Raw genomic sequence first — 23,339 nt, forward strand, 5'->3', positions numbered from 1 at the left:
ATAAATAGAGAAAAAGTGTATATTACTATATGCTTTTCTATAGCAAAAGGATACGATAAGTTTTAAACTTTTAGAAAAATGGGAGTTAGTAATATATCCAAATTTCCTAGGCAAATGAGAGAAAATCCACTGTACAAGCCATTAATTCATAAGAATGAATTTGAAATTCTATTCTCTACTATTCATTATACATCAAGAAAGCCTAATTTGCTGTTGTTTTCGCATATTAGGCTGATCTTTATATCCATTTCTCCTACTTCAAACCTGGGAAATCGAGCTGACGTAACCCTTCATAAAGCACAATAGCTACTGAGTTTGCCAAATTAAGGGATCTTACTTTTGGCATCATAGGAACACGGATCAAACTGTCTTTGTTTGCTTCTAGGATGGAAGCATCTAACCCTTTTGTTTCTTTTCCAAACACAAAAAAATCACCTTCTTGATAGGAAAACGATGTATAAGACTGTTTGGCTTTCGTTGTAGCACAAAAAAAGCGGCGGTCGGGATACTTTTCGCGAAGTTCTTGAAAAGAATCATACATTTGAATATCTAAATCATGCCAGTAATCCAAACCAGCTCGCTTTAATTGTGTATCATCAATGGCAAAGCCAAGAGGTTTTACCAAGTGCAATTTTGCTCCGGTTACCGAACAGGTACGAACAACATTTCCAGTATTAGGAGGAATCTCAGGTTCAACTAATACAATATGAAAAGGCATATTTAATTCTCCTGTCATTTATCATTAGAAATTAATGTATTATTTTACACTTTCAATATAAAAATTATCATTTTATAATGAAAGAAACGAAAAAGGAGTTATCCTTTGATTTATTCCTCAACCAAAAAAAATAACTATATTATTTCTAGTTTCTTTTTGACGTATTTTATCGCGTTAGGGGCTTTTGCACCTCTTTTTAGTTTATATTTACAAGATCTAAAATTTACTGGATCACAAATCGGTATAATTGCATCCATCAATCCTCTTATTGTACTCTTTGTCCAACCTCTTTGGGGATATGTAGCAGACATAACCAAACGTTTTCATTTGATTTTGATCATTACTATCCTATTATCAGCTGGATTAGGGCTCTTATTCCCAATGCTTAGTGGATTCTCTCTATTTCTTTTATTATCCATCTGTCTTGCTTTTTTGCAAGCTGCAATTGAGCCAGTATCTACCAGTATCATTTTAAGTTACACTGAAAAATTCAATTTATCTTTTGGTAACTTTCGTTTATGGGGTGCTGTTGGGTATGGTTTGTCTATTTGGGCATTAGGGCAATTAGCCCAATTGTATACTCTTAAAATTATTTTTTACACCTTCTCCCTGTTTTTAGTCTTATCTGCTTTTTATGCTTGGAAACTACCATCTCAGCCATCACAGATTACGCAAAGCAAGCCCTCACTAAGACAAATAAAAAAATTGATGACCCATAAAAGATTTTTACTCTTTCTTCTCGCATGCTTTCTGGTTTATGGAACCATGCTGTCTAATAATTCTTTTTATGGACTTTTATACATCAGTTTAGGAGGAACAATTTCAGGGTTGGGCATCAGCTTTCTGATCAGTGTAGGCAGTGAAGTTCCTTTTATGAATCTCGCCGGAAAACTACTAAAACACATAAATATTGCTACGATTTTATTTGTAGCTTCCTTCGTTTCAGCTATTCAATATTTGTTATTTTTTTATCACTCTTCTACAAATTTTATTTACCTTATCAACATCGCTCAAGGCTTCTCTTTGGGAATATTCATCCCTGTATCTCTCCAATATGTACAATCTCTTACACCCAAATCATTTCAAACAACTGCTGTAGGAATTTATAGCGGAGTAGGTCTTGGTCTTGGGAACTGGTTTTTTACCTTGTTAGGTGGGATTGTATTGGAACATAGCAATATCCACTATGTCTATCTATTGTTTGGGATTGTCTCTCTCATCGGCATGTTTCTTTTTTTAGTCATACGATTATTACCACAAAACGCAGATCCATTCTAACATACGAATTGTGAGGTTGATCGTTATGTACCCATTATACCCTCTATTAGTGACCGATTTAGATGGAACATTATTAAATTCCGCCAATCAAATACCTCATATAGTAAAAAAAAGGATAAATGATTTCCGGAGTGATGGAGGAAGATTTTCCATTGCCACTGGTAGAAGTTTAGCAGAATGTAAAATATATTTGGAGGAACTCCAAGTAGAAGAACCTGTCATTATTTATAATGGGGCAGCTATCTATTTACCCTTGGAAGATCGTATTATTCCCTTATACACGTTACCTGCGGATCTATTGGAAACTTTATTACAGGATATTCGAAAGCTACCAATAACAGCAGATATCCTCCTCCATAGCCCTACAAGTATGTATGTGCGAAGAATGCGTATATCCACCAGAGAAGTACTGGATCAGCTCCCTATACGTATTCGATTATTTCCTCCGGGGTTAAAGCTACTTGAACCTATTTTTAAAATTCAGCTCATCGGAACATGTGAAGAAATCGATATGCTGAAAGAATGGTCACATACGCATCCACTTGCTAATTATGTAGAATTTACCCAAACAGCGGATGAATATTTTGAAATATTGCCGAACCATGCCTCTAAAGGAAGAGCTCTTCAAAAAGTGCTGCAATTGATAAATTTCACTATGGATCAAACTGCTGTTATTGGTGATCATTGCAATGATATTTCCATGTTTCAAATTGCATCCTTAGCAGCGGCAGTTCGTAATGCTCACCCTTTAGCTAAAAAACACGCCACTCATGAAGTTCCTTCCAATGATGCAAATGGAATTGCTACCCTAATTGACCATTACCTTATGCGTCGATCAAAAAAACCTACAAGCACTGCATTGTAGGTTTAGCGGATGTGAAAAAAATCATATCGAATATTTGGAGTCCATGCTGCTGAATCTTGATATTGCCAGTAACGATTTTGGCTATTGTTCGTATGGGCATTAACATACGCTTGACCATTTTCATCTTTATACGTCACAATGGTATTATGATTCCATCTGCCATCGCCTTCAAAGTCATAGCAGATAACATCTCCGATTTGTAACTCTTCTACTCGAGAAACCCTCTGTGCCCGACTGCGCAAAAATCCATGTAAACTATGGGCAACTGCCCAGCTGTAACTCCAGTTATCAGGGTGTCCTTTGCGGTACCACCAGCCTCGGCCACGGTCACTACCGCCAACCATAGGATATCCCCCTGCATGTAAACACTGAGAAATGAAATTTGTACAGTCATTAATCGAAAAGTAACGAAATGCCGGGTTATGCGAGTTCCAATAAGTATTTGCATAAGTAACTGCTCGTTCACGATTATACATAGCTTCTCCCCTCCACTATTCATCTATATGTAGAGGGTGGAATGTGGTCACTAAAAAAGTACATTCACAGAAACAATGTGAATATTGATTATTCTGATCCTAAATATTGTTTCTTTTTTTCAAATATAAAGGCATCTCAGCAGGTTGATAAGTCATCGCATAACGAGGACTTACATTTTTGTTAGGGACAAGCGTGAATTCATACTTTTGCACAAATGCAACCATCATGATGAGGGCAGTTGCCAATGACATATCTTGTCCAATACATAATCGCTGGCCTTTTCCAAATGGGTAATAGGCTTTGCGTGCAGTATGATCAAAACGCTCAGGTAAAAATCTGTCTGGATCAAATTTTTCTGGATCTGGCCAAAATCGAGAATCATGGTGAGTTGCAAAAGGACTTAAAATGACAGCCGAATTTCCATGTATGACATAGTTTCCTATTGTATCCTCTTCTACTGAAGTACGAAAATACATCGGAAAAGCTGGGTATAATCGCAATGTCTCATTCAATACCATTCGAGCATATTTCAATTCCTTCAAATCCATGTATTCGGGCATCCGATCTTTTAATACCTTATTTGCTTCCTCGTAGACCCGGTCCGCAATGATTGGGTTTTGGCTGAGCAAATAAGCAGCCCATGTCACACTGCTTGCTGTAGACTCATACCCTGCTAGGAAGATAGTAAAAACCTCATCCCTTATTTGTTTGTCTGTCATATATTGTCCATCTTCATCTTTCGCTTCTAATAAAACATTCAGTAAATCATCTTTTCCTGACTCACTCGATTGTCTTCGCTGATTGATAATCGAATAAATTTCTTGATCCAATTGAACAATTGCCTGTCGGTAGGCAGATTTCCCAGGTGTAGGAAGCCAACTCGGGACAAAAAATGTCCAAACTCTCTTTGTCATCCCTTGAAAAACAGCGTTTGTCAATTCCACTAGCTTTCGGGTCTGCTCTGAATTAATAGATGTGCCAAGTAATGATTTAAGTACCACTTGTACATTCGTTTGTGTTGCATCTTGAAGCATATCCAATGGCAAATTTTCTTCTGAACATTTTTCCCATCTTTGTGCTGCTTCTTTGACTTCTTCATTTACGATAGATGCTACCTTTTCAATTTGGCCCGGATGAAAAGCTGGCTGCATTAATTTCCTTTGTCGTTTCCAGTGATCCCCTTCTGCTGTAAATAACCCATTACCTAAAGCAAACCTGATACCATCCATAATACTCCCTTTTATGTAATTGGAAGCGTTCTCAATCAGGATATGATGAACATAATCTGGATGACTTACTAAATATGCACGAGCTGGACCAGAACCGAGGCGTACAAGACCATCACTTTTTGCTGCCTCACTCATGCAATAACCAAAAGGATCTTTGGCTAACCGAGGAAGAGAAGAAAGAAGACCGAACCCCTTTGGTCCTTTTGGATGTATGGCTTTCTGGGAATTTGTTGGGGTTGAAGTAGTCATGTTGTCTGCTCCTTTGTTGTTTGGTGAAATCATATTTCATTTACTCAAAATAAATTGAATTGCTGATTATTATTATAGCATTGTGAGCGAGAGAACCCACGGTTTAAATCGTGGGATGAAAACGAGCGTTGGACAAGGGAAGGGATTTTCTTTCACCAATCCAACCTTTGAAGAAAGTAATTTACAAACGAGTATTCGCATAGTAATATATGTCTAATCGCAGAAGACGAAAACCAAGTTGTTCGCGGCAATAAGAAATTAACATACGTAAACCGTGGGGCACACGGGGTTAGCTTGGTAATGAAATAGTCATGAGGCTATCGTCCCAAGAATCCAACGGTTTTAGCCGTGTGGAGTGTCAAACCAAATATTTTTACTTAACGGAAAAATAGGATTATGGTAATGTATCATAATATTACTCCAATCAGGATTATTTCCAAAATAAAAAACCAATCCCCTATAGAAAAATAAGAGATTGGTTTTTATTTGCTCTTTTTTAATTTATAGAGCGCTGACTCTATCTCGTTTTTAACCATTGCATCGCCTTCGATAGAAATTGCCTTTTGCAAACTTTTTTCTGCTTCCTCTCCGCCAATTTTCCCAAGTGCCCATACTATGGTCCCTCTAATCATCGGACGAGCATCTTGTTGAAGCATGGAAGTCAACTGGGTAACTACAGATTTATCTTTAAAATGAGCTAAGGCAATAATTGCATTTCGCTGGATTGGATTTTTCCCCCTCCAAGAACCAGACATACTTCCATACTGATCTTTAAATTGTCGATTACTAAGTTTTAACAGTGGTTTCAACAAAGGCTTTACTTTTTCTCTATCTGGTTTCAATGCTTCATGATGATCAAAATATCGCTTTCTATTTTTCGGGCACACCGTTTGACATGTATCACAGCCATACAGGCGATTACCAATTTTATCTCGATATTTTTCAGGAATCATCGTCTTCGTTTGTGTCAGATAGGCAATACAGGATTGTGCATCCAATCTACCTGGTTCTACCAAAGCTCCAGTTGGACAAGCTGTCATACATAACGTGCATTCCCCACAACCATCTTCAATCGGTTCATCTGGTGGAACATACACATCTACCAACATCTCTCCTAGGTACACCCAAGAACCAAATTCCTCTGTAATAATAGAAGTATTTTTGCCGCTCCAGCCAATTCCTGCACGTTCTGCAACTGCTCGATCACTTAAAGCCCCGGTGTCGACCATGGATTGAATAGTAGCATTTGGAATAAGTGAATGTAGATAAACGGCAAGATCATCCAACTTTTGTTTTAGGACTTGATGGTAATCCGTACCCCAAGAAGCTCGACAAAAGATTCCTCTGTAATTTCCAAGTGCTGATTTTGGAGGATTTGAAAGTTTGGCAGGATAAGCGATGGCGATCGCAATTATGGTTTTTACCGTTGGCATTAGCTTTTCTGGATGCGTACGAAGTTCAATATCTTTTTCTTCAAAGCCTGAAGCAAATCCACGCTCTTGTTGTTCACGCAATCTTTCTTTCAATTCTAAGAAGGGATCAGCAGATGCAAAACCAATTTTATCGATTCCTAATTGCTTAGCTTTCTCCATTAGTTTCTCTTTCAATTGCGATCCATCCATCGTCCTACCTCCCTTCTTATTTTGGAACAGCTGCTCGAGCTAATTCATCACAACGGTTGTTTAGCTCCACAGTACTATGTCCTTTTACTTTTATAAACTCCACATCATGTTTTCGATATAATGTTAGTAACTCTCTCCATAAGTCTTCGTTTTTCTTAAAACCTGACCTTTCCCATTTCACATACCACTTTTCATGAAAGCAGTTGACAATATAAGCACTGTCTGAATAAACTTTTACTCTACAAGTTTGCTTTAATATTTTTAACGATCGGATAACAGCCATTAGTTCCATTCGATTATTAGTTGTCTTCAGCTCTCCGCCAGAGATTTCTTTCATTTGATCGCCATATATCAAAATAGCTGCCCATCCACCTGGACCTGGATTTCCAGAACATGCTCCATCCGTATAGACTGTAACTTCTTTCAATTCATTTCCTCCCTATCAAAAGAAAAAGACATATTAGATTTTTTCTCTAACATGTCTTTTTCTATCTTACACCTAAATTGTGTGGTCGGGGTGACAGGATTCGAACCTGCGACCCCTCGCTCCCAAAGCGAGTGCTCTGGCCAAACTGAGCTACACCCCGATATGCAATTTTGGTGGTACCGAAGGTGGGACTCGAACCCACACTCCATAGGAACACGATTTTGAGTCGTGCGCGTCTGCCAGTTCCGCCACTTCGGCTCAGCGACAAAAACTATGATACGATATAATATCCACTGTGTCAATCCCTTTTCAAAAGAAAATTATCTAGCAAACATTTTTATCTTTGATTGAATTTTCTTATATGTTTTATTTTTAAATATGCTATATTATACCTACTCCCATTATTTATCCTAACAAGAAAGGAAGATATTATGAATTGGAACTTTAATATCAATTGGGCTCATGTTTCTGAGGTCATCATCAGTTGTCTTGTTATTATTGCTATTACCTACATAGCCTTTTTGATTATCAAAGGAATTATTTATCGTTTTATCGTTGGAAGAAAAAAAGAAATTCCTCGCCTACAAACGCTAGCCAGTTTAGCCAGCAATTTTATTGGATATGTCCTTTTCTTTGTAGCGATAGTTGCATTACTGGATCAGTTTGGTATCAATGCAACAGGACTCATCGCCAGCGCCGGAATTATTGGCTTAGCTATTGGTTTTGGTGCACAAGGTCTTGTAAGTGATATTGTAACAGGTTTCTTTATCTTGATGGAAGACCAAGTAAATGTAAATGATCACATCACCGTTAACGGATTTTCTGGTGTAGTAGAACAGACAGGGCTACGTGTTTTAAAAATTCGTGATCTTAATGGAGACCTTCACTTTATACCAAATCGCGAGTTAAAATCACTGACCAACCATTCAAAAGGTACTTCCAATACGATCGTCAATGTGAAAATTCCTTATAACAATGGACAAGATATGCTCCCTTACATATCAGAACTCCAAGCAAAATTGAACCAACTAAAAACAGATATGCCACAAATAGTGGAAGGACCTGCTGTACTTGATGTACATACACCAAACAAAGCAGAAAATTATATCCGCATTATCGCTAAAACAGAACCAAATCAAGGAATAGCTGTTGCTAATGTTTTAGAACAACATGCGAAGGAAATTGTAGAAGTAGAAAAAACGGTCACGGTTTAAACAACTTTTATTTTTTAAAGCAAGGCAATCCATCTTATCGATTGCCTTGCTCTATGTTTATCAGAAACTCCGTTACCTCTTTACCATTGCGTAAGATAATGATATTTTTTTGAGTGGTATATTTCTGTGTCATCGCCAATACTTTGTTTCTACGGTGTGCTGGGTATCTCCAAACATACAACAAAAAAGCAAAATCGATCTTCTCTAGACAACCGCTGCCCATATCCGATCTTGTTTGATTACAAGTTAAAACGTAACGTTTGAATACACGATAAAGACAAATCCACCGCGAAATATCTAAAAAAATGATCGTGTCTGCCCTTTCAAGCCTTTGTTTCCAGACACTAGTGTAAGAACCATCTATTATCCAGCTGTCTTTTTGCAAATATTTTTCTTGCAATCTTGCTAATTCTTCAGTTGAAACAGCATTCCAACCAGGTTTCCAAAAAAGTTTGTCCAAATGAATAACTTCTATCTCTAATAGACAACCTAATTTTTTTGCTAAAGTCGACTTGCCAGAACCCGGTGAACCCACAATACATAGTCTTCTCATTACCTCCTCCGTTTCCAGACAAAAAAAAGAGTAGGGTTAGAGAGCCTACTCCCGCACATATCTATTTTTGGTGTTCTATCTTATTCAAGATAAGGCTTCGCTTTACCTTCTTGCTTCTTTTTTTATAAACAAAGAAAGCAAATCCTCTTTTACCGTAATAAACGCAATCCATTTAAAATAACCAAAATCGTACTACCTTCATGTCCAACTACTCCCAAAGGCAAATTGATCAACTCCGTAAAATTAGAGAGCAAGAGGAGTAAGATAACGGTTGCTGCAAAAATAAGATTCTGCTGCACAATCCGCTTCATTCTCTTGGATAAACTGACAGCTGTAGTAATTCGTGAAAGCTTATCATTCATCAGGACAACATCAGCAGTCTCTAGAGCAATATCACTTCCTCCTGCCCCCATCGCAATACCCATACTTGCTTGACTCAATGCTGGAGCATCGTTTACGCCATCCCCTACCATTGCAATTTTACCATGAGTTTCCCTTAATTCTCTTACCTTATTAACCTTGTCTTGAGGCAGTAAACCACTGTAGTACTCCTTAATTCCTAATTCATCTGCAATAACTTCTGCTGTTCGTCTTTGGTCACCTGTCAACATTACTGTATGAATTCCTAATTTATGCAGTGATTGAATCAGGGATTTAGCATCATTTCTTATTGTATCTTTTAACGCAATAGCACCGATTACTTCTTTTTTCCTTTCTATGATCACAACTGTTTTTCCTTGAGCTTCCAATTCTTGAACTGATCTCTGCCTTTCACTCGTCAGGAAAAACCATTCTGGTTTACCGATTCTCCACTCTTCTCCACGGTAATTTGCTTTGACACCATAACCAGTTTCCGCTTGGAGCATCTCTGGTTTCGTACGATCTATCCCTTTGCATTTTGCATGGGAAACGATTGCTTTTGCAATCGGATGTTCAGACAACCACTCTATAGAAGCTACAGCTTGTAGTAATTTCATTTCTTCCAATTCCACAAACGGTACAATATCGGTTACTTTCGGTTTTCCTTCTGTCAAAGTACCTGTTTTATCAAAAGCTACAACATTTATCTCAGACAAGATTTCGAGTTGCATCCCATTTTTAAACAAAATTCCTTTTCGCGATCCATTTGACATTGCAGACAAAATGGCAGGCATAATGGATGCAACCAAAGCACATGGAGAAGCTACAACTAGAAAGACCATTGCCCGATAGAAAGTCTCTGACCAACTCCAGCTAACAATAAAGTGAGGAGCAAATAATAAAATAGACGTTACCAGTAAAATTACTTTTGCATATGTTTTTTCTAAACGTTCTATTTTTAGTTGAGACTCTGGTACCTCTTCTCTAGCTTGATCTACCATGTTTACGATCTTTGCGAATAAACTATTTTCATTAGAAACTGTAACTTTAATGAAAAGTGAACCAGTGCTGTTCATAGTCCCGGCGTATACTTCATCGTTCATGACTTTTGCTACTGGAATTGATTCTCCTGTAATGCTTGCTTGATCAACTTCTGAAGATCCTTCTAACACAACCCCATCTACTGGAATTCTCCCACCAGGTCTTACAACGACAACATCATCCACTTTTAGCTGTGAGACTGGAACTTCAGCCTCCGAACCATCTGAGAAAACGATTGTCGCAACTTCAGGTTGTAGACTGAGCAGCTTAGATAGATCTCGTTCACTTCGAGCCATTGTATATGTCTCTAGTGCTCCACTTAAGGAAAATATAAAGATGAGTAGTGCTCCTTCCAACCAATATCCGATTGATGCTGCGCCAATTGCAGCTACCATCATAAGTAAATCCACACCGAATTCACGTTCTTTCCATAACTCCACAAGTCCTTCTTTTGCTTTTACATATCCCCCAATAAGAAATGCCATAGCATAAAAAGTAACTGCATAATGAAAACTTGATTTTTCCAGTAAAAACGCGACAAATGTTAACAATCCACTTGAGATGGCAAAAACAAATTCCAAATATTGATCTATTTTTTTTGTAGGTTCCATTGATTCTTTACTTTTTTTATCTATTTGATATGTCACTAATTCCATGATCTTCACCACCATTATTAGCGAATTTTATTTCTACCTTTTGGGCAAAAGGACGATGTAATGAGAATGATTTTCATTTTTGCCCACCCGCAACTTTATGATAATTATTATAAAGTAAAAATGATTACTTGTGAATACTTATTTTTATTAATTTCAATCTGTTGTTGTGTACTGTTCCAAGTACAAGATAAGAGGATAAAGGTTACAAAGGTAGGCTAATGCAGTATAAAAACTACTGATATATTAAAATAACACCCCACTTGAAATATGAAGAACCAATGCCGCTCTATTTGCTGTTTCAAAAAAAGAAGCCCTAATGTAAATAAGGACTTCATTTTTATGATTCTGTTTTTACTATCGTTTTCTGCACTATTATGATAAATTTAAAGAAAATCTGACCACTTCTCGATCAATTGAAGTTGATAGGTTTACCCATCCTATTAGAAAATAGACTAGCCTTACATCCCATCGTAAGGGAAAGGAGCAGATAATCTTGAAGAGGTTTCACTTCTTACCTTTTCTCATCCCTGAAGGGGTTACGTATGAAATAGAAACACTTATAGGCTCAAGGCCGAATTATGCAAATACACAGAAATCCCTTAATGACTACATCGATTATATGAAGTGGAAGTGGTACCGACGCTTTCCCTTTCGTATGATTGAACCTTGGATTTCTTGGGAAATATATGCTGATGATACACAAACCAGGTACTTTTTTTGGGCACCAAATCTACAGTGGGGAAACGAATTTTGGAACCGGATGTATACTTGGAGTCCTGAACTTAATTTCACCCTAGCAGATACACCGAAGATGGATTTTTCTTTACCTCATGCAGGTTTAAAGCTTCAATTAGAACGTGATTTTACTGTGCCGATGCGCATTTATGAAAAGAGCACAATCGATACTCAATCTGCACTTCTCGAGTTTCTTAGCAATGTAGAGGAAGGCGAACAAGTTGGTCTACAATTTTTAATCAGGCCTATTTTTCATCACCAAACTGATAAGGCATTCCAGAGAGCGATTCGAGAAGTTAGTCGAGATAAAACTGCAACTAGAAAAGAAACGGAAATGTATCTGAATGCTATAAAAACAAAAAGCGCCCAAGCACAAGCGGAAGTATCTATTCGCATTGCTGCAACAGCACAATCTTATGAGCGAGCATTTGAACTGACAGACCAAACTGCACGTACATTGAGCTATATGAACTCAAAAGAGTTAAATCGATTTCAATCTCGTGAGTGGTGGCAAATTGTCCGTCCGATGTTCCGTTATGAATGGAATAAACGTATATTCTCTTTTCGCAAACCAGAAAACAAAGTTGTGCTTGGCACTCCAGAGCTTGCTGGTCTTACACGACTGCCCAGTATTGCAGGTACAACAAAATTTGTAAAAATTAAAGGTAGAAGAGTGCTCATTCCTGTTGAGGTGCGAAATTTAGCTAATCGCCCTGACCCTACTATACTGGTTGGTCATAATAACAGAAACATCAACAAGGCACCGGTCTACCTGCCTGTAGAAGATCTAAAAAATCATGTATCGATTGTCGGAGGTCCTAAGACGGGAAAGAGTACCCTCATCGTAAACATGCTTTCTGATTTTCTAAAATTAAAAACAGAGGAAAATAAACACGGTTTAACCTTAATTGATACACAGGGGACATTGTCTGATCAATTATTAGAACAAATTCCACCTAAATGGCATCATTTGGTTCGTGTAGTCCGGTTTCGTACAAGAACTCCATTCAATCCATATGATATGGATTTCCCTGCAAGTGATAACCGAAAAGCAAATCTCATTTCGGAAATCATTCGACGGGTTACAGGTAGTTGGAACCCTATGATGCAAGAAATATTTCTTGTATCAAGCCTTGCTCTATTAAAAGTTGGCATGGCAACCTTAGAAAACTTATTAAAGGTTATCGAAGATGAAGAGTTCTGCAAACGAGTCATCTGTCTGTTAGATGAAAATGATCCAGAACAAGCGACACTTATTCGAAGTCTCATGAGAAACCTGCGTGACACAAAGCGAATTGATTGGCGAAAAGAATTTGTACTCAGCTCCACATTAGCTCGTTTTAGAGGAATGCTCTTATCTTATTCTGGAATTCTGATGAATAAGAAATCCAATTATATTAAATGGCGTGAAGCTTTAGATGAAGGTCACATCGTTATTTTAGATATATCCGCCTGTCCAGCTTATGAACGTACCTTTTTTGGAACTGCTTGTTTTGTTCTATTTCGTCAAGCAATGGTTACACGCGCCAAAGAATTTGGAGCTAATGAACATATGCCGTTGCACCCTCTTATCGTGGATGATGCTAGTTTGTACATGAATGCAGCACTGGACAATATTGAGTTTGTATTAAATGAAGCCAGAAAATACCATGTACCTTTTATCTTGGCAAATTCAGCGTTAAAATCACAACTTCAAGATCAAGACATTGGAACTTTATTCCGTAATTTTGGTACGATATTTGCTTTCCAACAAGGCAGTCCAAGTGATGCACAAGTCGCTGTAGAAAATATGTTGCTTTATGGACTATCCCATCGTGATTTTAACTTGGTGGAAAAACATGTCGCTTATCTTCAAATGATAGTGGACAATGTAAAGATACGGACCTTTAGTATGAACATTAGAAAACCTCCAAACCCAATACACGATATATCAGCAGATCAAATGGCCAAAGAACACTTCGATAAAGCAATGGAAATCGAAGAAAAGGTAGCAAAAGAAAAAGAAAATCAAAGAAAAAAGAATTGGCAGGACATCGAAGAAAAAGTAAAATTATTAGAACAAAAATTAAAGAATATGGAACCCTATTCATCTGAAGAGGAAGAAGATGACTTTATCGACATCTTCTATGAAGATTGATTTTTAGTTGAAAGGAGTGAAAATCATTGAAAAGGTATCATTTCTTACCACAATCCATTCCAAAAGGCGTCCTTTATGAAGTAAATACCTTATTAGCAGATTCACCTTCCTATGATTTAACTGCCATCGCTTGGCAAAACATTCTCGAATTTTTGCAGCAAAAATGGTTTCGTCGTTTTCCATATGCCTGGTTTGAACCTTGGGTAGCGTGGGAAGCATTTGCTACCGGGACAAGAACACGCTTTTTTTATTGGGCACCTAATGAAACGATCGGACAGCATACACTAGACCGAATTGCTTTAGAGCACTTTGAATTCAATTATGAATATGCCGAAGACCCTTATCAGCTTGATTTTTCTAAGCCTCATAATGGCATGAAGTTATTTTTAGAGCGTGACTTCACTGTCCCAATTGAAATATTTACAGGCAGCCACGACAGCCTGACACAACTTGTTGAACATATGAGTAATGTCGGCCCAGGACAGGAATTATTGATTCAATATTTGATAAGACCAGTTTATGATAGGCAGATGATTCCTAAATTTAGAAGAGTACTAAACAGCCTTAAAAAAGATAAATCATCCGATACAGGAATGTACCTTGATGCAATTCAAGAAAAAATGGAACAACCCAAAGCAGAAGTCGCTATTAAAATCTTAAGTTTTGCTGATTCTGAAGAGAATGCAAAAAAAATTACGGAGCATACTTATCGGTCTCTAGCCATGTTAAACTCTCCAGAATTAAATCGATTTCACTCCCGTGAATGGTGGAGAATCATTCATCCATTATTTAGATATGAAGCACAAAATCGTATTTTTCCTTTTCGCAGACCACAAAATGCAGTGATTTTAGGTACTCCAGAACTATCTGGATTAGCAAGATGGCCAACCACTTCAGGTTCTAGTAAGCTAGTCCGTACCAAAATGCAATATCCACCTCCACCTGTCGTGGTTAGAAAATTAGCGAAAGAGCCCGGTAATATCTTTATAGGTAATGGTAAACGATTTACAGCTCGTTTCCCCATCTATCTACGACCAGAAAATTTAGATGATCATATTGCCGTTATGGGTGGACCAAAATCGGGGAAAAGCGGTTTTATTTTAAATCTCATTGATGACTTGATTAAACTGCGGACAGATGAAAACCGCATGGGCTTCACCATCATCGATACAAAAGGGACATTAGCCAATGATGTGCTAGATCGTATCCCTCCAGAAATGCATGATAAAGTTACAGTTGTACGTGCAAGGGAAGGCAATTTTCCTTTTAATCCATTTGATGTGGACTACTCGATTCAACAAAAAGGTGGACAGGTAGTCGATATATTAGCTCGTGCAGATTCCTCTAATTGGAAACCTGTCGTCACGGAAACATTATTGCTTATTGGATATTCTCTCTCTAAAATAGGCATTCCTAATTTGCGGAACATTCAACGAGTCATTGAGGAACCAGAATTTTGTAACTGGGTTATCGATCAACTTGATGAATCTTTACCAGAAACAGCTACCCTAAAACGCTCTCTGTTAAAATACGTACAAAAAGATAGCAATAAAATCAGCTGGCCTCGTGAGTTTATCGAAAGTTTCAGTACTGCTCGATTACGTAATATCAATACTTCTGGTATCACTAGAATGATGAATGCTTACACATGTGGAATTAAATGGTTGAAATCATGGGAAGATGGTCACTACAATATCATTGATATATCAGGTATGCCACCTGGAGATCAACGACTTATCGCTGCTTGTACCATCGCTCACTTCGAACTTGGTATGGTATCACGTGGAAGAAAAAATGCAGAAGGAAAATACGCACAACATCCACTTATTATTGACGAAGGGTCAGGATTCGTTGATCTATTTGGTGATTTAAAAACTCTTACTGATTTTTACCGGGAGTTTAACATGCCATTGATATTATCAACCCAAGGTTTGAAAGATCATATGCCGCCGAGTTATACAGAAGCTTTTTTCCGTAACTTCGGTACTCATGCCGTCTTCCAATTAGGAAGTATTAAAGATGCTCAAACCGTGAGAGATAGTCTGCGTTCAGAATCATTCTCTTTAACAGAATTCGACTATTATCAAATCAATCCTCGTCATTGTTATATGCAACATACTCTACTTCGATCAGAAGTGTTTATTTTAAACCCAAAAGAAATTAATCCTGCAAATTACACAGGAACGGGACAATCCATAGCAGATAAATCATTAGCAACAGCTCTAGAAACAGAAGAAGCAAAACGAGCAGAAATTAAATTAGGACTTAAGCCATTGGTAAAAGAAAAACAAGAAGATCCAGTTTATAAACTTATTGATCAATTGTACGAAAATGATGTTTCCTAAAATTAACAGTAAAAAGAATCCTCTGTTGTTACTAAAAATTTTAATTTTGTATACTCTTCTCCTATTCCCTTGTAGTATGATGTGGATAACTAATTAGTGAGGGGAGGAAGTGTATGTCAAAATTATCCGGTCTATTTAAGAAAGAATCACCAACTAGTAGCAAGCTTGCCAAATGGTTAGAGTTAACATCCATTGGTGTTATTTGCACATTCGGTGGTTTTTTCGTCTATCACTATACTCAAACATTTGCGCAGTCTCCACCTGCACAGCAGCAACCAAGTGTTCAAAAATCACCTATTGTAATGAATACTGTTGTTTCTAAAGATGCGAATGAACAGATGATGGAGAACCTTCCATCCAAAAGTTTGGAAACAACACTAAAAGTAAAGCCTATTCCTTACAATGGAACGGATCAAAATGAAGATGTACCCCTAACGGGAGTTTCTTCTACTCCACAGGGTAGTAGTGATGCAGTCGAATTGCCTGATACTTCTATAGCTTCACAAACACCATCGACAACAACTGATTCAACCTCAACTGATGTAGCTGATTCTCAGTCTTCAGAACCAACAAACCCAGTTGAGATCATTACTGATCCAGACTATGCTGTAGCAGATAGCAACGTCGAAAAAGAACAAGTAAAAGGAAAAGAAGACAAACAACATTCCAACCTAATTACAGCAGCTATCCAAAAATCAAAGCCAAAACCAGCTGTAAAAGAGAAACCAACACCAATACAAGTCATTACAAAGCCTGTTACTTCGAAACCGAGTACTTCGACTTCAAAGCCTAGTACTTCAACTTCGAAGCCTAGTACTTCAACTTCGAAGCCTAGTACTTCAACTTCGAAACCTAGTACTTCAACTTCAAAGCCTAGTACTTCAACTTCGAAACCGAGTACTTCGACTTCAAAACCGAGTACTTCGACTTCAAAGCCTAGTACTTCGACTTCAAAGCCTAGTACTTCGACTTCGAAACCTAGTACTTCAACTTCGAAACCGAGTACTTCGACTTCGAAACCATCAAAACCAAAAGCACCATATGCAGTACAAAAGACATTCCCTGGAACAAAATACTTTAAAACAGGTGCTAAAAATAAATTTGTTACACAATTAGGTCACATGTTAGTAGCAGCTGGTTATGGAAAGTATTACAAAGTTGGCCCTGGACCAGAATGGACATCAGCTGATTTGAAAAATACACAAGCATTCCAGCGTGCACAAGGCTGGACAGGCGGCGATGCTGATGGATACCCAGGTCCCGAAACATGGAAACGCTTATACAATAAGTACTATACAAAATATAGTCACTAGAAACATGCAAAACGCTACTTTCATTGGAAAGTAGCGTTTCTTTTTCGTAAGTCTAAGCGTTACGCCTTTTATCAACAAACACATAGTATATGATGTAACACAAAATAATAGCTGGAATACCTAAATATACAGATAGAGCTGTTGATGGATCTAAAACTTGACTTAACATCACAATAGCATTTAGAACAAAAGCAAGAATAGGAACAAATGGATAGAATGGAGTTCGGAAAGATAAATTCTCTACTTTTCCACCATTTTTCACATATTGTCGTCTGAAGAAAAACTGTGATGCAGCAATGGACATCCAAGCAATAACAGCTGTAGTACCTGCTATGGACAGAATCCACATATAAACGGTATCAGCAGCAAACTTAGATGTAAGCAAAGACAAACTAGCAACCAAAAAACTTATGACTAGTGCCCAAAATGGAACCCCTCGATCTGTTACTTTTCCTAGTAATTTAGGAGCCATCTTATTTTTTGATAGCGCATACAACATTCTGGTTGCAGCATATAATCCAGAGTTTGCGACAGATAACAATGCTGTGATAATAACAAAATTCATGATGTCTGCAGCATAGGGGACTCCAATTTTATCTAAAGCCAGTATAAATGGACTTTCTACAACGCCAGCTTGTTTCCATGGTATTAAACACACCAACACCGCAATTGCTAAACCAAAAAATAAAATTGTCCGATAAACGGTTTGATGAATGGCTTTAGGCAAGGTTTTCTCTGGATTTTCACTTTCACTTGCAGCAATTCCCACTAGTTCAGTTCCCTGAAATGAGAAGTTCACTGCTATCATTGTCATTAAAATGGGAGTAAATCCATTTGGAAATATACCATCTTTGAACAAATTTGCAAATCCAGTTACTCCGCTATGTACAGGTATGAAACCGAAAATAGCAGCTGCACCAATTATAATAAAGAGGACAATCATCGAAACTTTGATAATTGCAAACCAAAACTCAGTCTCTGCAAAACTTCTTGCGGAGAAAGCGTTTACTAAAAACAGTATGACACCAAATACTAAACTCCACACCCAAATACTTACATCCGGAAACCACCGCTTCATTGTTGAACCAATTGTTACCAATTCCAATGCAACGGTTGCTGCCCAACCAAACCAATATAACCAACCGACCATAAAACCCGTTCCTGGGCCTACATATTTGGTTGTATAATCTTGAAATGAACCAGAAGATGGATCTGCTAGTGTTAATTCCCCTAGACATAACATGATTAGATACATCACCAGACCGCCAACAAGAAACGAAAGAATTGCTCCGACTGGTCCTGCTTGACTAATTGTATAACCAGAGCCATTAAAAAAGCCTGTCCCAATGACTCCACCCAATGCGATCATAAAAAGGTGTCTACTTTTCATTGATCTTTTTAACTTATTTTGGTTATCCATAAATACCTCCTCACTGACTAAGCCATTATGACATGTTTTTATTTTGTTTGCAAATAATGTCTAATTTGTTTAAATATTTCATTTTAATATACCTAAAATTTTCTTAGAAAGAGTGTATCTGTTATCTAGTCTTATTCGAGGCATATATTAGGTGATATGGGACTACCAATACTTTACGAGAGGAGCATTGATAATGAACTGCTGATTGTCTTATAAAATCCCCATGTTAAAGGAAAATGATGTATTTGCTCGACAAGAAAGGCTGTAGATGACACTTGATCATATTTTTAGGCCAAATACAAGAGATACTGTTATCCATGGCAACAAACACACAACAGTTTATTATGAAGTTTGGGTTTGGGGTGTAATGTTTCCATGCATTTTCAAAAAAGATGGGAGTAGCGGAAGGAAAAGGATTATCCATTACTGAAGCTGTTTTAAAACTCGGAGTACTTTTTTCAGGTGAATCAGCAACTCAATTCGGACCGTTTTTTCAATAACAAAAATAAACACATCAATTTCTATTTTGCCAAATCATCTCTGTTCTTCTTGAATTTTTTGCATAGTTTGTTACAATAGTCACTAGTTTCATTACAAATTTTAAAGGAGTTTATAATATGTTAAAAAAAGCTCTCATTTTATTTAGTTGCCTCTTACTACTATCTGGCTGTTCCTTACTTGCCGATTCTGGTACCAAAAAAGAACTAATGGATCAAATGGACAAATTGATGGATCATCATGACAAAAACATGGGTAATCAACGTCAGATGATTAATGACTACAACTCCGCAAACCAGCTAGGAAATGAAATCTCTCAAGCTTTAAACCAAGGTACCAATATGAGCGAAACCCAGTACAACCAATTAATGTCCTCTTTAGATAAAGCTAATACTGATCTAACTACATATAAGCAAGGTGTTCAAACTTTGCTTAATGAAATCCCTGCCGTTGAAAGCAAAGCAAATGAGTTGAAAAACGAAGAAACCAAATCAAGAGCAACCCAATATTTAACGGCATTTAAGAAAGCAACCCAATCGCAAGTGGATTATATCAATAACTTTCAAAATCTAATTGACTCTTATCGTCAAGCTTATGTCACTATCTCACAAGGTCAACAACCTAATATCGATAAATACGATGAATACTCCAAAAAAGAGGGAGAACTTGTCGATAACTTCAACAAAGAAATCGATGAATTTAACGCAGCTTGGAAAACGCTCAATGAAAAAGACTTTAATCGTGAAGTTAAAGAAAACCTATCTTTCTAATATTTCCACTTCCAGCTTTCAAATGAAAGCTGGTTTTTCTTGTGCAGAATATGAGACAATAAAGGAGAAATGCACAGTTGTATCCGAAAGGCAGGACCTCTACATGGTAAGTGATTTACTTGCAAATTTTCCTTTATGGACATCGTTACTGGCGATTTTACTCGCACAATTTTTGAAAATAATATGGAATCTCTCCATGACAGGTAAATGGGATTGGATATGGATTTATCATTCCGGTGGTATGCCCAGTGGACATACTTCAGCAGTAAGTTCTCTTTCCACTGCAATTGGTCTTACACAAGGATGGAACTCTTCTACTTTTGCAATTGCTACAATCTTGAGTGTCGTTGTCATGTATGATGCAACAGGTGTAAGAAGACAGGCTGGAGTACACGCTCAAGTATTAAATCGCCTCGTAGAAGATATGACCAAGTTGCTTGCAGAAGCAAAAGAAAAATCCCCTGCCGAGACAAGGGAGAAATTAAAAGAGATCTTAGGTCATAAACCTATTGAAGTCTTTGTTGGATTATGGTTTGGAATTATCGTGGCTATCATTAATTATTATCTTTGGTATTAGAACATCCGGTAACCTTTAGCTCTTAAATAACGTATGGTTAAACCACTGCCTACAACCCCTGCTAAACTTGCAATTAACCACGTAATATCCGTCATATAAACGGTGTTAATTTGAAATGCAAAATACACAATTAGGGCTGCAAATAAATAAATCGGTAACCATGTAGTCTTTAATATCATATTTAAGATAAATCCTATCCCAAAAAAGAAAACCAGTAATAAAGGGATAGAAATAATTAATTGAACAAGGCTAATTGGGGGAACTGCTAACATTGTCATTGGAATTATCTCCTTCCACATGCTGCCTATATGGTACAAAAAATGAGACATGCGGTCAATGGCTGTCTTTCTCTACACAAAAAGAGCAATCCTACTTTCCTGTAGATGATTGCTCTTTTTTAGTAGCTAAGTAACTTATCTACATTTTCGCAACAGTGATCTCTTCTAAAACTTACCTTTACGTAGCACAAGCGAAATTCCACCCAGTAAATAGAGCCAACGCAACTCAGTAATTCTCTTGATAAAGGAAGCTTTAAAGCCAAACATTTTGCTATTTTTTCCTAAAACTCCAATCGCTTCTTTTCTTCCGAGGGAAGCAAAAGTACCTTTTGGATGATAAGCAAAAGTGTCCATTTGACCACCGTGTATCACATTCACTAAGTTCTTACCAAGGAATTGGCCTTGCTGAGTGGCAATTTGAGCAGTTGGTGGATAAGGTCTTTCATTTTCACTTGGGAATACAAGTGAACTATCTCCGATGATAAAAATATTTTCATGTCCTGGAGCGCGCAATTGGCCATCGACTTTCACACGTCCACGCATCGTTTCAATTCCAGCGTCTTCTACTAATTTATTACCTCTGACACCACCAGTCCATACTACCGTGGAAGCTTTAATCTCTTCTCCGTCTTTAAGAATAACACCTTCAGGTGTACATTCTGCAATAGGAGTATTGATGTGAAATTCCACACCTTTGCTCTTTAGATAAGTCGTAGCATATTCTACTAGTTCAGGGTCGAACCCTGGTAGTACACTAGGTGCAGCTTCGATATTTACAAGACGTACTTTTTCAAGGGGAATATCATATTCTCTACATAGTTCTGGCATACGATCAACTAATTCACCTACATACTCGATTCCCGTAAATCCTGCCCCACCAACTACTATGGTAATAAGTTCGTCTTTTTTCTCAGCTGCATATTGAGAGAACATGTACTCCATATGTTCGCGAATCATTCGAACACTATCGATACTTCTGATGAAAAATGAGTTCTCAAGTAGACCTTTGATTCCAAATGTTTCGGGAGCGCTTCCCAAGCCGATCACGAGATAATCATAAGTCAAAGGTTCTTTATGTTCTGCTAATGTGACTTTTTTTGCTTCTGTATCAATTGTAGTCACTTGATCTTGTATAAAGTTTACTCGATGAGGATGGATCACAGAAGTTATCGAAAGACGAGCGTGATCATGATGAGAAGTTCCAGCGGCTGGTTCATGTAATTTAGTAGTAATGTAATGATAAGAGTTCTGATTCACTAGAGTTACTTCTGCTTCTCCGGGACGGAGATGTTTTTGAAGGCCTTTTGCTGTCATAAGTCCACCGTAACCGGCGCCTAAAATAAGTATTTTGGGGACTTTCATTGTTCATCACTTCCATCTAATTTTCATTATATTTTCCATTCATATGATCTACTTAGACACTATGTGTGAGAGATCACAAACCTAATAGAGGAAAACCCTTAGATTCCTAAAATGCTAACAATAATATGATATGTATTTCACGTACTTTTTACAAGGGGTTTCTAATTTCCATTCTTTATTCTATAACTTTCTTGTGACAATCATGCATGTTTTCCATTGGTTTCTCTTATGCTAATCAAAAACGAGATGATTATATGAACCCAACCCATTTCCAGTGTCCTTTATGCAATGGATATACATCTTACTTAGAAGAATGCCCAAATTGCCTTCATACTATGGAAGATTATGGACCTGCTTCATTTTTGTTAGCTTCGTATAGTCCTTATCGACCTATCGAGGAAATGAAGAGAAATGATGGCTGGTTAATCGATAGTAGACAGCATTATTGTCCACATGAAGTCTTCTGCCCTGCTTGTGGATTTGATAAAGTGGTGTTTATCAATGAGATACAAACATGAAATATCCCTCTCTTTAGGAGAGGGATATAAGACTAACAATCGGTATCTGGTTTACCTTCATCAACAGCTGTACGGAAAGAAGAGCCACATCCACAAGTTAGGGATGCATTGGGATTATCGATTTGAAATCCCCCACCCATCAATGACTCCTTATAATCAACAACAGTACCTTTTATCAATCCCTGACTTTCGTCATCTATAAGTACTCGAACACCATGTTGTTCAAGTTCTAAATCTTTTGCTGTTTTCTCTTCATCAAAGCCCATTAGATAAGAAAATCCACTACAACCACCATGTTGAACACCCACACGTAGATATTGTTTTTCTGGATTCTCTGTTTCCCTCAGCATCTCTCTTACTTTAAATGCAGCTTGTTCAGTTAAGGTAATCATTTCTCATCACTCCAATGTGACAATTGATACCTTTTAGTTTACCACACTTTCGCTTAAACCACTGTACGGTATTTTTCATCTAAGGACTCTTTGATCTGATGTTTTGGGTGAGTACGAATGTAATTTCGATCCTGTTTGGTTTGTTGCCAATTTCTTTGCCATTCGTTATGAAGATTGTCTAGCTCTACACTCAATTCGTACACTGCAGGATGACCAATCCCTAAAAGCAATGCAGATTCAACCATTTTTAAACGCAATTTTTCAATGCGCTCTTCTAAATCCCACGCTCCCATCTTTAAGCCCTC

General features: G+C 37.5%; 20 protein-coding genes, 2 tRNA genes and 1 pseudogene. 9 read left to right on the top strand and 14 right to left on the bottom strand.

Annotation, left to right across the window (positions count from 1 at the left end):
* Positions 1-253: 253 nt before the first annotated feature.
* Positions 254-718 (bottom strand): tRNA (uridine(34)/cytosine(34)/5-carboxymethylaminomethyluridine(34)-2'-O)-methyltransferase TrmL, encoded by a 465-nt coding sequence (gene trmL / locus AC5WOE_RS14680; RefSeq protein ID WP_496050840.1) that lies wholly within the window; start codon positions 716-718, stop codon positions 254-256.
* 105 nt (positions 719-823) lie between these two features.
* Between trmL and AC5WOE_RS14685 the strand changes: the two genes are divergently transcribed.
* Complete coding sequence (locus AC5WOE_RS14685; protein WP_496052891.1) at positions 824-1,996, top strand: MFS transporter; 1,173 nt, start codon at positions 824-826, stop codon at positions 1,994-1,996.
* A gap of 25 nt (positions 1,997-2,021) precedes the next feature.
* Complete coding sequence (locus tag AC5WOE_RS14690; protein ID WP_496052892.1) at positions 2,022-2,861, top strand: Cof-type HAD-IIB family hydrolase; 840 nt, start codon at positions 2,022-2,024, stop codon at positions 2,859-2,861.
* Between the two features lie 2 nt (positions 2,862-2,863).
* Here AC5WOE_RS14690 and AC5WOE_RS14695 read toward each other — a convergent pair.
* The 6 genes and pseudogenes from AC5WOE_RS14695 to AC5WOE_RS14720 form a co-directional block, all read right to left on the bottom strand.
* A pseudogene (locus tag AC5WOE_RS14695) lies at positions 2,864-3,352 on the bottom strand (amidase domain-containing protein); the annotation flags it as partial.
* An 84-nt stretch (positions 3,353-3,436) separates the two neighbouring features.
* A complete protein-coding gene (locus AC5WOE_RS14700) occupies positions 3,437-4,816 on the bottom strand; it encodes a cytochrome P450 (protein WP_496052893.1) in 1,380 nt (459 codons plus the stop codon).
* Positions 4,817-5,298: 482 nt separating this feature from the next.
* Positions 5,299-6,438: a tRNA epoxyqueuosine(34) reductase QueG gene (gene queG, locus AC5WOE_RS14705; protein ID WP_496052894.1), complete on the bottom strand. Its 1,140-nt coding sequence runs from the start codon at positions 6,436-6,438 to the stop codon at positions 5,299-5,301.
* 16 nt (positions 6,439-6,454) lie between these two features.
* Entirely contained in the window at positions 6,455-6,865 is a 411-nt protein-coding gene (gene rnhA, locus AC5WOE_RS14710) for a ribonuclease HI (protein WP_496050835.1), read from the bottom strand.
* Between the two features lie 82 nt (positions 6,866-6,947).
* Positions 6,948-7,025: transfer RNA gene (locus tag AC5WOE_RS14715), tRNA-Pro, on the bottom strand.
* A 14-nt stretch (positions 7,026-7,039) separates the two neighbouring features.
* Positions 7,040-7,123: transfer RNA gene (locus AC5WOE_RS14720), tRNA-Leu, on the bottom strand.
* 173 nt (positions 7,124-7,296) lie between these two features.
* Here AC5WOE_RS14720 and AC5WOE_RS14725 point away from each other — a divergent pair.
* Complete coding sequence (locus AC5WOE_RS14725) at positions 7,297-8,079, top strand: mechanosensitive ion channel family protein (protein WP_496050834.1); 783 nt, start codon at positions 7,297-7,299, stop codon at positions 8,077-8,079.
* Positions 8,080-8,113: 34 nt separating this feature from the next.
* On the opposite strand, the gene AC5WOE_RS14730 is transcribed toward AC5WOE_RS14725, so the two are convergent.
* Together AC5WOE_RS14730 and AC5WOE_RS14735 are read right to left on the bottom strand one after the other, a co-directional pair.
* On the bottom strand, positions 8,114-8,632 hold the full coding sequence (locus tag AC5WOE_RS14730; protein ID WP_496050833.1) for a DNA topology modulation protein: 519 nt from the start codon (positions 8,630-8,632) through the stop codon (positions 8,114-8,116).
* Positions 8,633-8,781: 149 nt separating this feature from the next.
* A complete protein-coding gene (locus AC5WOE_RS14735; RefSeq protein ID WP_496050832.1) occupies positions 8,782-10,689 on the bottom strand; it encodes a heavy metal translocating P-type ATPase in 1,908 nt (635 codons plus the stop codon).
* Positions 10,690-11,182: 493 nt separating this feature from the next.
* On the opposite strand from AC5WOE_RS14735, the gene AC5WOE_RS14740 reads away from it, so the two are divergent.
* The 3 genes from AC5WOE_RS14740 (at position 11,183) to AC5WOE_RS14750 (ending at position 17,219) form a co-directional block, all read left to right on the top strand.
* Positions 11,183-13,561 carry a type IV secretory system conjugative DNA transfer family protein gene (locus AC5WOE_RS14740; protein ID WP_496050831.1) on the top strand — a complete coding sequence of 793 codons (2,379 nt, stop codon included), beginning with the start codon at positions 11,183-11,185 and terminating at the stop codon, positions 13,559-13,561.
* Between the two features lie 26 nt (positions 13,562-13,587).
* Positions 13,588-15,906 carry an ATP-binding protein gene (locus AC5WOE_RS14745; RefSeq protein WP_496052895.1) on the top strand — a complete coding sequence of 773 codons (2,319 nt, stop codon included), beginning with the start codon at positions 13,588-13,590 and terminating at the stop codon, positions 15,904-15,906.
* Between the two features lie 113 nt (positions 15,907-16,019).
* Positions 16,020-17,219: a peptidoglycan-binding protein gene (locus AC5WOE_RS14750; protein WP_496052896.1), complete on the top strand. Its 1,200-nt coding sequence runs from the start codon at positions 16,020-16,022 to the stop codon at positions 17,217-17,219.
* 52 nt (positions 17,220-17,271) lie between these two features.
* Here the strand turns inward: AC5WOE_RS14750 and AC5WOE_RS14755 are convergent, their stop codons facing one another.
* The gene (locus AC5WOE_RS14755) at positions 17,272-18,639 is read right to left on the bottom strand and encodes an amino acid permease (protein WP_496050828.1); all 1,368 of its coding nucleotides are present in this window, start codon (positions 18,637-18,639) and stop codon (positions 17,272-17,274) included.
* Between the two features lie 617 nt (positions 18,640-19,256).
* On the opposite strand from AC5WOE_RS14755, the gene AC5WOE_RS14760 reads away from it, so the two are divergent.
* Complete coding sequence (locus AC5WOE_RS14760; RefSeq protein WP_496050827.1) at positions 19,257-19,907, top strand: hypothetical protein; 651 nt, start codon at positions 19,257-19,259, stop codon at positions 19,905-19,907.
* The gene (locus AC5WOE_RS14765) at positions 19,861-20,484 is read left to right on the top strand and encodes a divergent PAP2 family protein (RefSeq protein WP_496052897.1); all 624 of its coding nucleotides are present in this window, start codon (positions 19,861-19,863) and stop codon (positions 20,482-20,484) included. Before AC5WOE_RS14760 ends, AC5WOE_RS14765 begins: the two co-directional genes overlap by 47 nt.
* Here AC5WOE_RS14765 and AC5WOE_RS14770 read toward each other — a convergent pair.
* Together AC5WOE_RS14770 and AC5WOE_RS14775 are read right to left on the bottom strand one after the other, a co-directional pair.
* Complete coding sequence (locus AC5WOE_RS14770) at positions 20,481-20,762, bottom strand: YuiB family protein (RefSeq protein WP_338057502.1); 282 nt, start codon at positions 20,760-20,762, stop codon at positions 20,481-20,483. The two genes, AC5WOE_RS14765 and AC5WOE_RS14770, sit on opposite strands and share 4 nt — an antisense overlap.
* 165 nt (positions 20,763-20,927) lie before the next feature.
* On the bottom strand, positions 20,928-22,124 hold the full coding sequence (locus AC5WOE_RS14775; protein ID WP_496050825.1) for an NAD(P)/FAD-dependent oxidoreductase: 1,197 nt from the start codon (positions 22,122-22,124) through the stop codon (positions 20,928-20,930).
* A gap of 254 nt (positions 22,125-22,378) precedes the next feature.
* On the opposite strand from AC5WOE_RS14775, the gene AC5WOE_RS14780 reads away from it, so the two are divergent.
* On the top strand, positions 22,379-22,642 hold the full coding sequence (locus tag AC5WOE_RS14780; RefSeq protein ID WP_496052898.1) for a hypothetical protein: 264 nt from the start codon (positions 22,379-22,381) through the stop codon (positions 22,640-22,642).
* 32 nt (positions 22,643-22,674) lie between these two features.
* Here the strand turns inward: AC5WOE_RS14780 and AC5WOE_RS14785 are convergent, their stop codons facing one another.
* Both AC5WOE_RS14785 and AC5WOE_RS14790 read right to left on the bottom strand, forming a co-directional pair.
* Positions 22,675-23,034, bottom strand: coding sequence for a HesB/IscA family protein (locus AC5WOE_RS14785; protein ID WP_496050823.1), 360 nt, complete (start codon positions 23,032-23,034; stop codon positions 22,675-22,677).
* Between the two features lie 53 nt (positions 23,035-23,087).
* The gene (locus AC5WOE_RS14790) at positions 23,088-23,327 is read right to left on the bottom strand and encodes a Spo0E family sporulation regulatory protein-aspartic acid phosphatase (protein WP_496050822.1); all 240 of its coding nucleotides are present in this window, start codon (positions 23,325-23,327) and stop codon (positions 23,088-23,090) included.
* Between the last annotated feature and the right edge of the window lie 12 nt (positions 23,328-23,339).

This window comes from Shimazuella sp. NTD248 (assembly GCF_059510395.1).